This is a genomic window from Armatimonadia bacterium, assembly GCA_039679385.1.
Classification (GTDB): Bacteria; Armatimonadota; Zipacnadia; order Zipacnadales; family JABUFB01; genus JAJFTQ01.
The window spans coordinates 13,590-28,256 of the sequence record JBDKVB010000155.1 but is presented as its reverse complement, the minus strand read 5'-3'; the positions used below and the strand labels follow the sequence as shown (position 1 = coordinate 28,256).

At 65.9% G+C, this 14,667-nt stretch carries 9 protein-coding genes; 2 read left to right on the top strand and 7 right to left on the bottom strand.

What is annotated here, in order from left to right; genetic code table 11:
* Both ABFE16_18095 and ABFE16_18090 read right to left on the bottom strand, forming a co-directional pair.
* Window positions 1-1,439 (bottom strand): carbohydrate binding family 9 domain-containing protein (locus tag ABFE16_18095; GenBank protein ID MEN6347215.1); only part of this gene is annotated, 1,439 nt, incomplete at its 3' end.
* Between the two features lie 77 nt (window positions 1,440-1,516).
* Window positions 1,517-2,842 (bottom strand): PQQ-binding-like beta-propeller repeat protein, encoded by a 1,326-nt coding sequence (locus ABFE16_18090; GenBank protein ID MEN6347214.1) that lies wholly within the window; start codon window positions 2,840-2,842, stop codon window positions 1,517-1,519.
* A 198-nt stretch (window positions 2,843-3,040) separates the two neighbouring features.
* Between ABFE16_18090 and ABFE16_18085 the strand changes: the two genes are divergently transcribed.
* Window positions 3,041-4,525: a hypothetical protein gene (locus ABFE16_18085; GenBank protein MEN6347213.1), complete on the top strand. Its 1,485-nt coding sequence runs from the start codon at window positions 3,041-3,043 to the stop codon at window positions 4,523-4,525.
* Window positions 4,526-4,633: 108 nt separating this feature from the next.
* Here the strand turns inward: ABFE16_18085 and ABFE16_18080 are convergent, their stop codons facing one another.
* Both ABFE16_18080 and ABFE16_18075 read right to left on the bottom strand, forming a co-directional pair.
* The gene (locus ABFE16_18080) at window positions 4,634-7,729 is read right to left on the bottom strand and encodes a glycoside hydrolase family 38 C-terminal domain-containing protein (protein ID MEN6347212.1); all 3,096 of its coding nucleotides are present in this window, start codon (window positions 7,727-7,729) and stop codon (window positions 4,634-4,636) included.
* A gap of 274 nt (window positions 7,730-8,003) precedes the next feature.
* Window positions 8,004-8,975, bottom strand: coding sequence for a hypothetical protein (locus tag ABFE16_18075; GenBank protein ID MEN6347211.1), 972 nt, complete (start codon window positions 8,973-8,975; stop codon window positions 8,004-8,006).
* Window positions 8,976-9,166: 191 nt separating this feature from the next.
* Between ABFE16_18075 and ABFE16_18070 the strand changes: the two genes are divergently transcribed.
* Complete coding sequence (locus ABFE16_18070; GenBank protein MEN6347210.1) at window positions 9,167-10,489, top strand: hypothetical protein; 1,323 nt, start codon at window positions 9,167-9,169, stop codon at window positions 10,487-10,489.
* A gap of 24 nt (window positions 10,490-10,513) precedes the next feature.
* Here ABFE16_18070 and ABFE16_18065 read toward each other — a convergent pair whose 3' ends face one another.
* The 3 genes from ABFE16_18065 to ABFE16_18055 all read right to left on the bottom strand — a co-directional run bounded on the left by ABFE16_18065 (window position 10,514) and on the right by ABFE16_18055 (window position 14,629).
* Entirely contained in the window at window positions 10,514-12,496 is a 1,983-nt protein-coding gene (locus tag ABFE16_18065; protein ID MEN6347209.1) for a DUF6785 family protein, read from the bottom strand.
* 143 nt (window positions 12,497-12,639) lie between these two features.
* Window positions 12,640-13,158 carry a hypothetical protein gene (locus ABFE16_18060; protein ID MEN6347208.1) on the bottom strand — a complete coding sequence of 173 codons (519 nt, stop codon included), beginning with the start codon at window positions 13,156-13,158 and terminating at the stop codon, window positions 12,640-12,642.
* Between the two features lie 106 nt (window positions 13,159-13,264).
* The gene (locus tag ABFE16_18055; GenBank protein MEN6347207.1) at window positions 13,265-14,629 is read right to left on the bottom strand and encodes an FAD-dependent oxidoreductase; all 1,365 of its coding nucleotides are present in this window, start codon (window positions 14,627-14,629) and stop codon (window positions 13,265-13,267) included.
* Between the last annotated feature and the right edge of the window lie 38 nt (window positions 14,630-14,667).

Below are 14,667 nucleotides of genomic sequence, written 5' to 3'. Positions count from 1 at the left end.
GCACGCAGGCGCAGGCTCGCGGCCCGCAAGGCCGTGACCTCCTCGGCCAGCTTGAGGGCGTCCGGGCGGATTCGCGCCCAGTCCTGTGCCGTCGCTGCGGTCGGGCGCGCAAGGATGTCCTCAAGCTGCTGCAGGCCCTGGCGAAGCTTCTCAGCGGGCCAGCGCACAGGCTCAGCCACCGCAGCAGGCGCCGTCTTCAGGTCCAGGCCAGTCAGAGCCGTGTCGTAGTCTCGGCGAACAGCGCCCACTCGCGCCTGGGCATCCGCCAGGTAGTAGGACGTCAAGTCCAGGTCCATTCCCGTCAGTTGACCGAAGCGCCCCGGGGTGTGGAAGCCGCCGAATACACACGACCACGAACTCGCCTGGCCGCCCACCTTGTCACCGCGACCGAAGTTCGCGCACCAATCCCGACCGGTGCTGAGGTCGAGAGGCAACTCGGACAGGGGAATCGCGATCTCGACCGTCCAGGCCGTCTCGCCGTCGCGGGCCGCCGCTTGCCAGTTCGCGTTCCAGCTTGCATCGGTCAGGTGTGAATCATACTTCGTCCCCAGTGGGTTGACGATGAACTGGTAGTAGTCGCCCCAGTCACCCCTCGGGTTCAGGAACAACTCCACCTCGTCGTCATCCCAGACCACGCCATCGCGTTGCGTAAGGGTCTTGACCAGTTTGTCGCCCGGCCTCTTCTCGCAGCGGAAGGCGAAGTACAGGTGCCCGGGATCGTAGGCCGCCCAGACGGAGGTGCTGCGCTCCGGCAGACCCGAACCGTCGGCCAGGACGAAGCCCGAGACCGGCGTCACGCTCTGCCAGCACGTGTCCCCCAGATCACCGTCAACCACGGGGGGCTGCGTGAGGCGTGCCGGAGACACCGAGGGGGTTGCGTACAGGGCCAGGTCGTCAAACCACACGGTGCCCTTGCCTCGCAGGAGCGGGACCACGCACACGTGGTCAGTCCCGGCCGGTACGGTGAACCGGTGGGTGACGAGCTTCCAGTCAAAGCGGCCCTTCTCCGTCGGAGCTGCCGCGCTGCCGACGATCTCCTGCGTTCCGTGCCGGAGCTGCACGTCGCATCCACACTGGTCGGCCACGCCCTGCGCCTTGATCCAGTACTGGAGCACCAGCTCCTGCCCAGCTTCCACCGCAACCGCCGGGTGGTGGAAGGTGCAGACACCGCTGAAGTCGTCGCGAGTCACCTGCAGACGTCCGCTTGCGAGACCGCTGCGCTTCACCTCAAGGTCGCAGGTGCTGCCGACCCCGGCTTCACTCCCAGCAGGCGGCCACAAGCCCCAATCAGCAGCCCGGGAGCCCTCCCCCTTCTCGAATCCCGCGTTCAGCAGAATCTGGGGCGTTGCTCCAGGCCCATCCGCAGCGAAGGTTGCCACTGCCGATGCAAGTAGGGCGAGAACGCACAGCAGGCAGGCCGGCAGTCTCCAGGCTCTCATTGATGCAGTCTCCTTGGCAGCGCGGGGATCCCCGGTCGCCGCAGACGGACTCTGATGCACAATTCAGAAGGTGGGCCTTACTGCTCCGCCGCCAGCGAGACCCGGAGGATTTCCTCATCGTTGCGGAGGAGGATGCAGCGGTTGGCGTAGGCCGGGTAGACCCAGTTCACGAACTTCAGCTGGCGCGTTCCGGCACCGCCGCTGGTGGGCTTGATGAGCGTGGTGCGACTGATCTCGCGGTAGCCGGTGGGTTGCAGGTCCGCGATGATGAGCTCGCCGCGGTCGTTGTTGAGGAAGAAGACGTCGTGGTTGCGGGTGAGCACGGCGCAGGCGTTGCGTACCTTCTCCACGGTGGCGTCCATGCTCTCCCACACCCGGTCGCCTGTGGCCTCCACCAGGCAGCGGAGTTGCCCGTAGCTGTCCACGCCGTAGATGTAGCCGTCCTTGAGGACCGGAGTGGATATCAGGCAGTGGAGCGCATCGGTCTTGACCTCGTTGACGCCGATGCGGTGCCAGAGCACCTCAGCACCCGGCTTGTCCGCCGTCAGTCTGGCGAGGGTCGAGCCCTTCCAGAAGTCCGACAGGAAAAGGCGGTCACCGTCGAGCACCGGCGGGGCCAGCGGGATGCTGGACTCGACGCGCAGCCGCCAGAGCACCTCGCCGGTCTGCGGGTCCACCGAGCTCAGAGTGCCCGGCACCTGGTGGATACACTGGAGCCGACCGCCGAAGTTGATCAGGCGCGGCGGCGCGTAGGCGATGTCACCGGTGGCAGGCAGGGCACGCCAGGCCTCCTCCCCGGTGAGCTTGTCCAGTCCCACCAGCAGCGAGTTGTCCGTGCCGCCGACCACGCAGATCAGGCGGTCGCCGGCCACCAAGGGCGCACCAGAAAAGCCCCAGGTCGGCAGCTTCGCGTTGAAGCGCTTGCGCAGATTGGTCTGCCAGACCACGGCGCCGGACTGGACCTTCAGACAGTAGAGGTCGCCCGCAGCTCCCAGGCAGTAGACACGGTCACCATCTACGGTAGGTGTTGCCCGTGGGCCGCTGTCGTAGGACAGCTTCGCGTAGTCGACTGCCGGGTTTTCGAACACCCATCGGATCTGCCCGGTCTGCTCGTCGAGGCACAACACCCGTTCCACGCGGCCAGTGTCGGTCTTGCGGCAGTCCGAGACGAACACTCGGCCGTCCGCGACCGCAGGCCCGGCATAGCCCGGGCAGATCGGGATGCGCCAGAGGACCTTCAGGCCACCCTCGGGGAACTTGCGCAGGATGCCGGTCTCCTTCCACTCACCCGTCCTGCCCGCTCCAAGGAACTCGGGCCAGTCGTCGGCAAGAGCAGCAACACCTAGGGCAACCAGCAGAATAGCAAAGGTGACGCGCAGGCCGGAAGAGGCATCTCGGCGCATGGGTCGACTACCTTTCCACTCGTCGGGATGGTTGAGACGGAGCCGGCTGTCTCGCACAGGACCACAGGCGGCCACGAAGGGCAATTCGCGAGAGGGTCGCACCTTCCCTTCGCGAGTAGGCAGGGAGGGCTTCCGGCGTCGGCCGCGAAGTGCGCCGACGATCCGTGCCCCACCGTGCCAACCCAGGGAGAGAGAGCAATGAGCGAGGCACTGAACCCGAAGAGCCTGACCGCGAGTGGCCACTTGCATGCGGGCGTGGCCAAGAGCGACATCACCACTACCGAGCCGGGGGTGGTGATCCATGACCGGCTCTACGCGAAGGCCCTCGTCCTGGACGACGGCCGCACTCGGGCCGCCATCGTCGCCCTGGACGCGGTGGCCATCGGGGGCATCGGCGACATCTCCGACGACTTCCTGCCGCGACTGCGAAGCCGGGTGGAGCAGGAACTGGGCATTCCGGGCCTCAACGTGCTGGTCAACGCTTCGCACACCCACCCACCCGGAAGGATGCTGTGCGACGACGACCAGCAGGTTGAGCGCACCTTCGACGCGATTCGGCGGGCGCAGGCGGCTCTCGTGGCGGTCACCGTGGGAGTGGGCGTCGGACACGAAGACCGCATCATGATCAACCGCACCCTCCGCCTCAAGGACGGCAAGGGCTGGACGATCCGCCAGGCAAACCCCTGCCCGCCGGATGAGCAGGTCGCGGGCCTGGGGCCTATCGACCCTGAGATCGGTATCCTGCGGATCGATCGCCTCGACGGCCGCCCGCTGGCAGTGGTCTACAACTTCGCCTGCCATCCCCTGCTGGGCGTTCCCGGCGGCGGCCTCACGGCCAACTTCCCGGGGTTTGCCTCGCGGGTGATCGAGGAGCAGCTCGGGGGCGATGCGATGGCCCTGTTCCTGCAGGGCGCCGGCGGCGACGTCACGGAAGTGCTCTACAAGGAGGTCACGCGCCCCCGGGATGCGGAGCCGGTTGGAACGCTCCTGGGCCTGAGCACACTGGCGGCGTTACGTGGCCTTCAGACCGCCGACGCAGACCTGAGCGTCGTCAACCAGCCCGTGCGGCTGCCCCGCAGGACCGACAGTGCTAAGCGCATCCAGGAACTGGAGCGAGAGCAGGCCGCGCTGCTTTCCTCCCTGCGCTTCACAAGCCTGAACTTCAGGACCTTCCTGCCACTCTACCTCAAGCATGTCCTCAACCCGGACTTTCCCGCCGACTACAGCTACCGCTATCTGCACGGCGAGGCGACGGGCAACGAGGAACTGCGGGCGCTGGATGCCGAGAACCGCGCCAACGTCGACAAGTACCTGCGCAACCTGGGTGTCATGGAGCAACTCGCACGGATTCAGGACCGCATCGCCACCTACGAGCGACACGCAGCCATCAACCGCGAGGCGGGCGAGGACACGGTGCAGACCGAGGTGCAGGGCCTTCGCATCGGCGAGTGCGTGCTAGTCACTTCACCGGCCGAGGTGCTGGTCCAGGTGGGCCTGAACGTGAAGCGCCAGTCGCCCTACAAGCACACCTTCCTGGCAGCGTGTTCCAACGGCTATATCCACTACGGGCCACCGGCGGCGGACTACCCTCGGGGAGGCTACGAGGTAACGGAGTGTTTCCTGGCCCCGGAGTGGCAGGCCATCTTCGAGCGCACAGCCCGCGAGGTCATCAGCCGCCTTTGACGGGGCCGACCGCGGGGAACCCAGGGGACAGCGAGGACGGTGCACCGGGCACCGTCCTCGTGGACTACGTGAAGGTCTACGGCTCCGAGAAGGCGCCTGACTGAGCGCCTATCCCCCGGCCAGTTCGCAGCGCAGGGTCACGATCTGCAGCGGGCCCAGGGCGACCTTCACCGCATGGCCGTCCTCCCAGCTCAGCTCCTGCTGCGGCTCCTCGAGCATGCTCGCTTGCCAGACCCGCGTCACGCACTCCGGCAGTGTGACGCGGGCGCAGGCAGCCCGCTTGCCCGCCTCGTACAGACGCAGCACCAGTGCCTCACCGTCCTCGGCCCACTTCGCGCTCTCCAGGATCACGCTGTCGCCCTCCACAGCGATCTGTATCGCCGGAGCCGCCGTGTCGGCAGCCACTCGCCGACCCCGCAGCGACACATTGAGCTCGTAAGCCGGGCGCACAACACCGGCCACGCTGAAGGGCTCGTGGTGCGGCAGCAGCGCGTACCGGAAGGAGTGAGTGCCCGCGTCGCCTCGAGGGTCGGGGTGAGTGCCGGACTTGAGCAGGCTCAGCCCGAGGCGGTTGCCCTGAACGGAAATGCCGTATTTGCAGTCATTGAGCAGCGCCACGCCGGAGCCATTGTCGGACAGGTCGCTCCACTTGTGGCAGCAGACCTCGAACCGCGCCCGGTCCTGCGGCAGGTTCTGGTGAGTGGAACGCTCGACGTGCCCGTACTGGATCTCATGCCTCGCTGCCTCGGTCTGCACGTTGAGGTCGAAGGCGGCCTTGAGCAGACGGTGCTGCTCATGCCAGTCGACCTCGGTGTCGAACTCGACCAGCGGACTGTGGCTGTGGAAGACCACGTCCTGGCGAACCCGCGAACCCGCACCAAGCTCCCACTCCAGCCGCAGGCGCAGTTGCACTGGCCCGTCAGCTACTACCTCACGGCGCACCAGCCGGGTCTCACGCTCCATCTTCAGCCTCTGGTCGCGCTCGATCTCCCAGTTGTCATAGCAGCTCGGAAGGTCCTCGCCGATCAGAAGGGCATTGAGAACGCCACCGGGCGCCACCCACTCACGACCGCTGCAATCCACCAGCGAGACCATACCACCGGCCGCGTCGAACCGCGCAGTGTAGTACGGTGTCGTTACGGTGTCCTCGGTGACGGTGAAGGGTGACTTCGCTGCCGGGCCGGTCTCTCCCAGGGGCAGCACTCTGAACCCGAGCGACGGCACGGTCACTCCCGCCAGCGCCAACCGATCCTCCCGGGTGATGCTCTGAACCCACTGCCAGTCCACCTCCGGATCCGTGGGCGCAAGGCCCGGGGCTGTCACCGGCACCTCCAGTGAGCCGCCGCGTTCCCAGTTCAGGGTGTTGGCGACGAGCAGCATCCGCCCGTCTTCCTGCGCCGGGGCGACCAGGTTCGTCAGCGCTTGGTCAGAGATCGCCTCGGCCCCTTCCAGGCACTGCGCGAACTCGCCGATCGCCTGGTCGTTGACCTGCGCGATGCTGGAGCCCGGCAGGATGTCGTGGAACTGATTCAGCAGCAGCGTCTGCCACAGGTCGTGCAGGCCCTGACTGGGATAGGTCGCACCCCCCAGGGCGGCCAGCGAGCAGAGCATCTCGGCGTCTCGCAGGGCCAACTCGCAGCGCCGGTTGCCCTTCTTGATGGGCGCCACCGAGGTCAGCGTCCCGCGATGCATCTCCAGGTACAGCTCACCGACCCAGGTCGGCAGGCGTGATCCCAGGTCGTCGCGCACGCCTTGCATGAACTCGCTCACGGTCGTGTACCGCGTCCGCGGGCACCCTTCGAGGTCGCCCACCCGCCGGGCAATCTCACACATCTCGTGCATCGGTCCGCCACCGCCATCCCCGAACCCGAAGGCCACCAGCCGCCGGTCCTGCACGTCCTTGTGCTGCACCCAGTTCCAGTGAGCGGTCAGCGTCTTCGGGTCGGGCCAGCAGTGCATGGAGTTCAGGTGCGCCAGCACCTGGGTGCCGTCAATGCCCTGCCACTGGAAGGTGTCGAAGGGGAAGCGGGTCGTGTCATTCCAGGCCATCTTGGTCGTGCAGAAGAACTCGATCCCCACCCCTCGCAGAATCTGGGGCAGTGCTGCGGAGTAGCCGAAGACGTCGGGCAGCCAGAGCGTATCGGCGGTGTAGTCGAGCCACTGACGCGTCCACCTCTGCCCGAAGAGGAACTGTCGCACCAGGGCCTCGCCGCCGGTCAGGTTGCAATCCGCCTCGACCCACATGCCGCCGTTGGGCTCATAGCGTCCTTCAGCCACCAGCCGCCGGATCTGCTCAAACACTGCCGGGTACAGCTTCCGCATGGACTCGGTGTGGCAGGGGCTGGACTGGATGAACAGGAACTCAGGGTACTGCTCCATCAGGTTGGCGATGGAAGAGGACGTTCGCGCTACCTTGCGCCAGGTCTCCGCCACAGGCCATAGCCAGGCAGTGTCCATGTGGGAGTGGCCGAGGATCCCCATCAGCGGCACAGTGGAGCCATTGGTCTGGGCCAGCAGCGGCGCCATGATCTCGCGTGCCTGGGTCAGCGGCGGACGCCACTGCTCCTCCTCGACCTCCGTCGGTGCCTGGTATATCGCGGCGTAGACCTCTGCGAGCCCGGCGATGACCTGGGCCTTGCGCAGGCTGTTGTCGTCCAGGCAGTCCACCAGCCCCAGCAGCGTCATCAGGTCGAACACGAACCCGCTAACGTCCTCCCGTTCGAGGGCAAGCTCCACACCATCGAAGGTACGGCTCCCCGGGAGCACGGTGATGCCCGCGTCGTTGGGCCCGGTTCCGGGCATGTTGTGGCCCGAGTAGGCCTCGAAGGCCAGGGCATACTCCGTGCCCGCCTGCCCCTGGGTGGTCAGGCACACATAGGGATGGTTGCCGTCGAACACTCCCCAGGGCTCGCCGTTGCGCAGAAACAGGGTCTCCTGCGGGCACTTGAAGCGCACCCAGACCTTCCGGTTGGCGCAGACGGCGGGCAGACTGACCCGGCAGCGGAACCAGCCGGTGATGCCGTCGTCGCCCCACGACGTACCAGCCGGGGCTGGATGCCAATCGAGTCCCTGGGGGTCGGTTCCCAGACGCTGAGCGGTCTCAGCGTACTCGCATTCTGGGGCAAGCACTGGCTCGAAGCGCAGTGCAGTATAGGCTTTCACAACTTGGCGCAGCTTGTGGAGTATCTTGGCGTCGGTGAGCATTGGTGAGTCCTTCTCTCTGGATGGATGCTGAGCCCTCAGGCTGACCAAAGCCCGGTATCCGCATCGCAACGTCGAACCACCGAGGCCTAGTCTGGGCCGCCTCAGGATCGCACTTCGTCCTACCGTGGCCGGAAGAGGGCTGTGTCGTGGCGACTTCCCCGGTAGAGCGGATTCCGCACGCACCAGCGAGCACAGGGAAGCCTATCGGAGCTTATTCCCTGACGCCGCTCGCGCTCCCTTCTTCGCCGCCGGCAACCGCAGGCAGGCGCTGCACTCAGACACAGAACCTGCCCCGTGTCCGCGCCTGGTCGTATCGACCGCCACTGATGCCTCCGCAATCCTGCCACTCCAACACCGTCGGGTTCATGTTGCCGCAGATCTCACGGATATCGGTGATGCGCTCCCAGATCAGGTCATACAGTTCCCGCGCCGTGCGCACATCGCCCGGAGCAAGACCCAGCCGCTGGAAGGTGTTGAGGTCCTTGAGCCGGTCGCGCAGGCCGCAGGCGCCATCACAGATGTCACGCCTGGGATCATAGACGTGGCAGGGCGGGCAGACCTGACAGGCACCCTCCACCAGTTCCACCTCGATCTCCGGGTTGTCACGCATGCGGATCAGCGGCTCCCAGAGGTTGTCGCCCTGTACGGGCGCATCGGTCCCACTGCCCCAGAAGCACAGGATGCATAGCAAGTGGTGGGGCCGAAGGCGCAGCCGCGTGCCCGTGGCGATCTCCTCGCAGGAACGCCGCTTGGCCTCTTGCATCTCGGCCTCACTGCGCAGGGGGATGACGCCCTGCTTCAGCCCGCTCTCGTAGGCCCCGCCATGGGCGACCGGGCACTCCTTCCAGGCCGGGCCGGTCTCTCCGCCAAGATCGCAAATGCCCGCCAGGCTGGGCAGGTACTTGGGCACACAGTCCTGCAGAAGCCACTTGGCCGGACGCGTGTCACCCGGGGCCAGGCACAACTGCTGCAGAACCTGCAGGTCCTTGCGGCGGGTCGCAGGATCGTACTGCGTCGGCTGGTTGCTCGGGCCGCCCATGCAGTTGAAGGCCGTCTTGAGGGTGACCAGCAGACTGCGGTCGGCAGCGATCTTCGCCAGCGCCTCGTCAAGCTGCCACTCGCGCCGGTCGGGCGGATCGCCGCCCCCCTTCAGACAAAAGAGGCAGAGCAGGTGGTGCGGTCGTAAGACGATGGCTTCCTCACCGAGCGTCGCGGCCAGGTTGGGCGAGCAGGCTTCCGCGGACACGGAGCATCAACTCCTTCGGAGCGGCTAACGACAGCACCGCCGACTTCCCCACTCGGCCCAGTCCTCCTCCACTCCGTCGCCAACCTCTGTTCGCCTGGCTCTCTCTCCCCGACCGGTGAGGCAGGAGATAGCAGACCGCTGTCGAAGGGTGACGTCGCTTCACTGCCGACACGACGGAGGGTAATAGCGCGATGAGATGCCTGCCTGGTCTGCTCTGGGTCGTCCCCCTGTTCCTGGTCCTTCTGATCCCGATGGCTTTCGCCCTTGCGGCCGATGATGATGCCGCGGAAAGGACTGCTGCCGCCATGCCCGAGCTTCAGCCCCTCCAGACGCCGATGGACTTCTTCCCGATCCTGCCGTGGGAGCCCCTTCTAGGACACGACGGCGCGGTCGACGCGATCAAGGTAGCCGCCGGAATCGCCGAGTGCAACTTCACCATGGCCGGATTCGTGAAGCCCGCTGACCTGCCCGCGTGTGAGGCCAACGGGCTGAAGGCGCTCGTCTATGGCACCGCCAACCGGGGCCCGCTGAGCCGCGACGAGTGGAAGCAACTGTCCGACGAGGAGATCGACGCCTTCTTCAAGCAGGCCGTCGCGGATGCCGGTAACAGTGAAGCCATTCTGGGCTACTACCTGGTCGATGAGCCCGGCGCCGGCATGTTTGCGAAGCTCGCAGTCGGCGTCGCTGCGGTCAAGAAGTACGCCCCGGGCAAGCTCGCCTACATCAACCTCTATCCGGGCTACGCCACCATCGGGGCCCCTGATACCTCACAACTCCAGACCCCGAGCTTCCACGAGTATCTCGAGCGGTTCGTCACCGAGGTGAGACCCCAGGTCATCAGCTACGACGACTACATGGTCCAGTACTCGATGGACCTGACGGTGCCAGGTCCCGCGGCCAGGTACTTCACGGACCTCATGGAGGTCCGAGCGGTCGCACGCAAGTACGGCCTTCCCTTCTGGAACATCGTGTCCGGCAACCAGGTTCGGGCCAAGACCACGATCCCCTCTCCGGCGAATCTGGCCTTGCAGGCCTACACAACCCTCGCTGCCGGGGGACGAGGCGTCACCTGGTACACCTACAGCTCAAGGGGCTATGGCTACGCCGCCATCGACAAGCAGGGGAATCGCACCATGACCTATCAGTATCTGCAGATGGTGAACCGTCAGGTGAAGACCCTGGGCCCGATCATGACGGGCCTGGAGTCGAAGGGCGTGTACTTCACGGCGCCTGCACCGATGGAGTCGGCGCCCGTGCTGCCCGGGGAGTTCGTCAGCGCCCTCAAGAGCGATGCACCCGCGATGATAGGTGAGTTCGTCTCGCCGGAGGGCACGGCCTATGTCATGGTGGTGAACCTGAGCCTCCAGAAGTCCTCCAAGATCGCCCTTGACCTGCAGACGGGCCACCAGGGAGCGACGGTCATCTCGGCAGAGGATGGCTCGGAGCTTCAGATGGAGGAGGGCAACGCGCTCTGGCTCACTGCCGGGCAGGGAGCGCTCCTCAAGCTGCGGTAGTGACGGAGTGGAACCGGGCAGATGTCAGGGGAAGATGCGGTGCCCGACGCGGCCGACGAGGGCGTCGATGAGCAGCCAAAGACCCGCCGCACTGTACTCGCCCAGCACTAGCCCCAGGAAGGGTGCGCGCAGCGAGCGGTAGAGCTGCACCGAGCCGTACCGCCCAACCAGACTCTTGGCAAGCCAACCGATCAGGAAGGGGAACCACATGCGGGAGGCCTCAAAGCCATTGCCCACCACATAGCCAATAGGATGCACCGGGAACCAGATGAACTGCTGGCGCATCTTGATGAGCAGGTAGGTGAAGGCTCCGCCGGCAAGCATGGCCACAGTCCTGCTCAGGTCCCAGGGCTCGGGCGACATGATGAGAGACCTGAGCCGCTCTGAGTTGGCCCGGGGACCGCTGAGGAAGAACCACGGGTGCATGGCCAAAGCGCCCTTGGTGTAGGCCACTTGCAGCGACGCCCAGTAGGCTACCAGTACAGAGACCAGCACCGCCGCAGCCATGGCGAGGTACAGATGCCGACGGTCCATCTTGGCCTCGTCGGCCATCTTGTGGGCGTGCATGACCTGGGGCATCAGAAAGCTCTTGAGGTCATACATGAACACGTACTCCACGAAGCTGAGCACGGTCAGGCTGCGGGCAGGTACCGCGGGTGCTCCTACCAGGGCCTCAAGTATAAGGCTGGGCCGCATCTGCGTGGCCTTGGCGAACAGGATGCCGCTCTCCACGACCAGCCGCGACATACCCCAGCAGATCACCAGGAAGATGAGCAAGGTCGCCACCGCGTAGGCGGTCGACATCCCCGCTACCGTCAGCCATAGGACGATGAGCACTGACCCGGCGACCAGACCGCCGAGCTCGGCGCGCACCGACATCGCCTCCGGCCTGCGACCGGTGTCCCCTTCACTGCTACCGGACCAGAACTGCCGCCACAGGTCCTTTAGGTGGCCTCGTGCCACCCAGACCCCGTAGATGACGATCGCCAGGAAAGCGCCCTGGTACTGGTTGTCATCCAGGCGCGTCAGTTGCGGGTTCCGGCCGATCGCGTCGGCGACGACATGCTGCACGCGCCCGAACCACCAGAACAACCACAGAGACAGTGAAACCTCGGCGGTGAGGAAGTAGGCGAACCCGATCACCGAGAAGTGGATGTAGACCCTCGAGGAGAGCTGGCGCCAGGGGATGCCGGTGAGACTCGCGAAGAGCGGTATGTTCTGGAGATTCACCACAGGGATGGCAGGGAAGTAGAGGCGTAGGGCCTGCAGGTTGTGGATGAAGAAGGGGATCGCGAAGCCGATCCAGACGCCTCGGTTACGCAAGAACTCCACCGACGAGATGCTGTGACGCTGAGGCAGCACCATCTCCAGCGGCAGCTCTACCAGCGGAAAGACCAGGTTCTCCTTCTCGATCCACTGCCGGCGGATGATGCTGCCCAGGCAGAACATCGTAAGGTACATGGCGGCGGCTAGCAGGCTCCAGGCCAGGAGCGGCACAGTCCACTGGCCCCAGGGGATCGCCTGCCCCGGCGGTGCGCCATCGTAGAACCAGCGGACCGCGGTGCTGTCCGCGGCCGGTGTCATCCACTTGGGGATGAAGCCGAAGAAGGCCTCTTCCCACTTGTTCTCCACCGAGGCCATGTAGTAGGGCGCCGTCATGACGGGAAACAGGTACAGCGCCAGGCCGAAGGTGGGCAGCCCGGCGGTCACGGCCATCATCGACATGGCGTAGAGCTTCTCGCCACTCGACCACTGTGCCCGCCTCCGCAGCACCCCCGTCAGCCAACTCAGGGGGAGGACAACGACCAGCAGCCCCAGTACAGGGCCAAGAGGGAAGTGGCAGCCACCAAGCTCGGAGGCGGCCATGAACCCGTCGGTGTAGGCCGTCGCCGCAGTCAGGAAGGCCACGCAGAGCAGCCCGACAAGCACCGCTCGGATCGTCAGCGGCTGTCCGGAGGGGTGCTGCTTCTCGGGCGCCGAGGTGCTGCGACGGTCGTTGTTGCGCAAGTCTCTCTCCTCCGCGAGAGGTACGCCGCTTCCGACTCGAACCGCCAGCCCCCCTATTCCCCTCGCGGGTTCTCGCACCTTCCGCTCACAGTGTCGGCCCCGCGGGCGGTGCCAGTTGCGCTCTCAACGGGGCCTTGCACTTGTCAGTACAGGAAGCTCCGCTCCTGGGGCGTGGCCTGGCCGGTGCGGAGGTACAGAGCCTTCTCGGTCGGCTTCCACTCCGTTGCATGGCCGAGCGTGCCCAGAACCGGAATCGCAGGCACGTACAGCCGCTCGCACTCTCCGTCGCGCAGAATCAGCGGCGGCAGGGGCATCGCCCGCTCCGTCCAGGCGCCTCCTCCGAACATCGCGACCTCGCGGATCACCAGGTTGCTGCCCAGCTTGAACGCGTACTCACCCAGCTTGAACACGCCCCAGCGCTTGAGCAGGTAGGTCTCGGACGGAACATGCAGCCGGTCTGACAGGAACCTCTGAGAGACCATCGGCTTGCCGTCCACGACCATCCCGGCGGTGATCGGGGTGCTCGGGTCCAGCAACTGCGAGTAGTAGTGGACCAGCTCGCCCTCCAGGTACACACTGATCGGCTTGTGCGAGACAGACTGGTCCGCATGGGCGGCAAGGGTAACCGCGGCGACACACAGCAGCAGCGCAAGACGCTTCATCCAGACCCCTCCTGGTTGTGTAGTGCCGACGCTCGTGTCCAAAGTCACCTGGGGCACACGAGCACTCTTCCTGCAAGCCGCCGGGCAACCAGCCTCTCCGGCGGCACTACTCGAAGTACACGCCGTCGCGCTCCAGTACCTCCCGCAGCTCCGGGTAGGGCAGCTCGCGGGCAGAGCAAGCCTGCTTCGAGCACAGGGCGGCGGCGGTACCGGCTGCCTGCCCCTGGCCCATACAGCAGACTGTGTTGCGGGTCGACATGTGTGCCTCGTGGTCGGACGTGATCATCATACCGGCGACAAGCAGATTGCCCAGACCCACCGGCAACAGCGCGCGGTAGGGCACGCCATAGGTCCCGCCGTCCCTGATCTGGAGCCTGGGCGCCGAATCATGGAACCCGTAGGCCATGATATCGTCCTCGAAGTGGCGGCCCTGTAGGACGTCGTCGAGGCTAAGGTCGTAGTCGCAGACGATGCGCCTGCCACGGCGGATGCAGAGTGAGGGGCTGGTGCGAGCGATGAAGGCCTTCTCGCACCCGGGCACGTACTGCCGGAACAGCGCGACCGCCTGCTCCTGTCGCCGCCGCAGCTCGAGCTCGGCCTTCGCCACGGCATCGCGATCCGTAGGGCTGACCGGCAGCGTCAGGTTCAGCTTGATGAACATGAAGTACCCGTCGTGAACCGTGGTCGTGACCGTTGACATCCCGATCGCCCGAGCCTTCTCAGCAAACTCGGCAGGCAGCTTCGCCATCCTGCCGTTGAGCCGGACGATCAGCCCCTCCTGCCCTGATCGGCGGCCCTCAGCGCGCTCCTGGAGAGCCTCGTTCTCGACAAGGAAACGATGGTACCCCTCGACCTCCACTCCACCGATGCCGATGCTGTTGGCGACCGCGTAGTCCTTCGGCTCGTCGTACCGCGCCCCGGCGCGAGCAGCCAGATCGCCGTAGCCGGTGCAGTCAACAAAGGCCTGGGCCACCCAGGCTTCGCGTCCCGAGCGGCTCTCTACGATCACACCCGTCAGCCGGTCGCCCTCCACGATGGCATCGACGAGGAGCGTGTTGACGAAGACCTGCACGCCGGCCTCCACGAGCATCTCGAAGACCACGAGCTTATACAGCTCGGTGTCGATCGCGGTGCAAACCGAGTCGTAGTCGTAGCCGACGCTCATCTCGGCATGCCCACTGCAGGCGCCCCGGTCCATCAGCCGGTCGACGATCTCCTGAGGGATGCCCTTGACCACCTGGCGCTTCTCAGCCCCGGGGAAGGCCTTCCACAGGTTGAAGAAGCTGTGTAGCGCCGTTCCACCCTCGACCACCGTGCCGCCGGGATAGCCTTTGACCTCGATCAGCGCCACAACGACCCCTTGACGGGCAGCGGCGAGGGCGGCCGCGACTCCGGCCGTTCCGCCTCCGGCCACCACAACATCAAACTCCCGCACGGGCAAGGTGCGACTCGGCTCCTGATAGGTGTCCACTTCGCCCTCCCTTGACGGCCCAGAAAGCCCGTCTCACG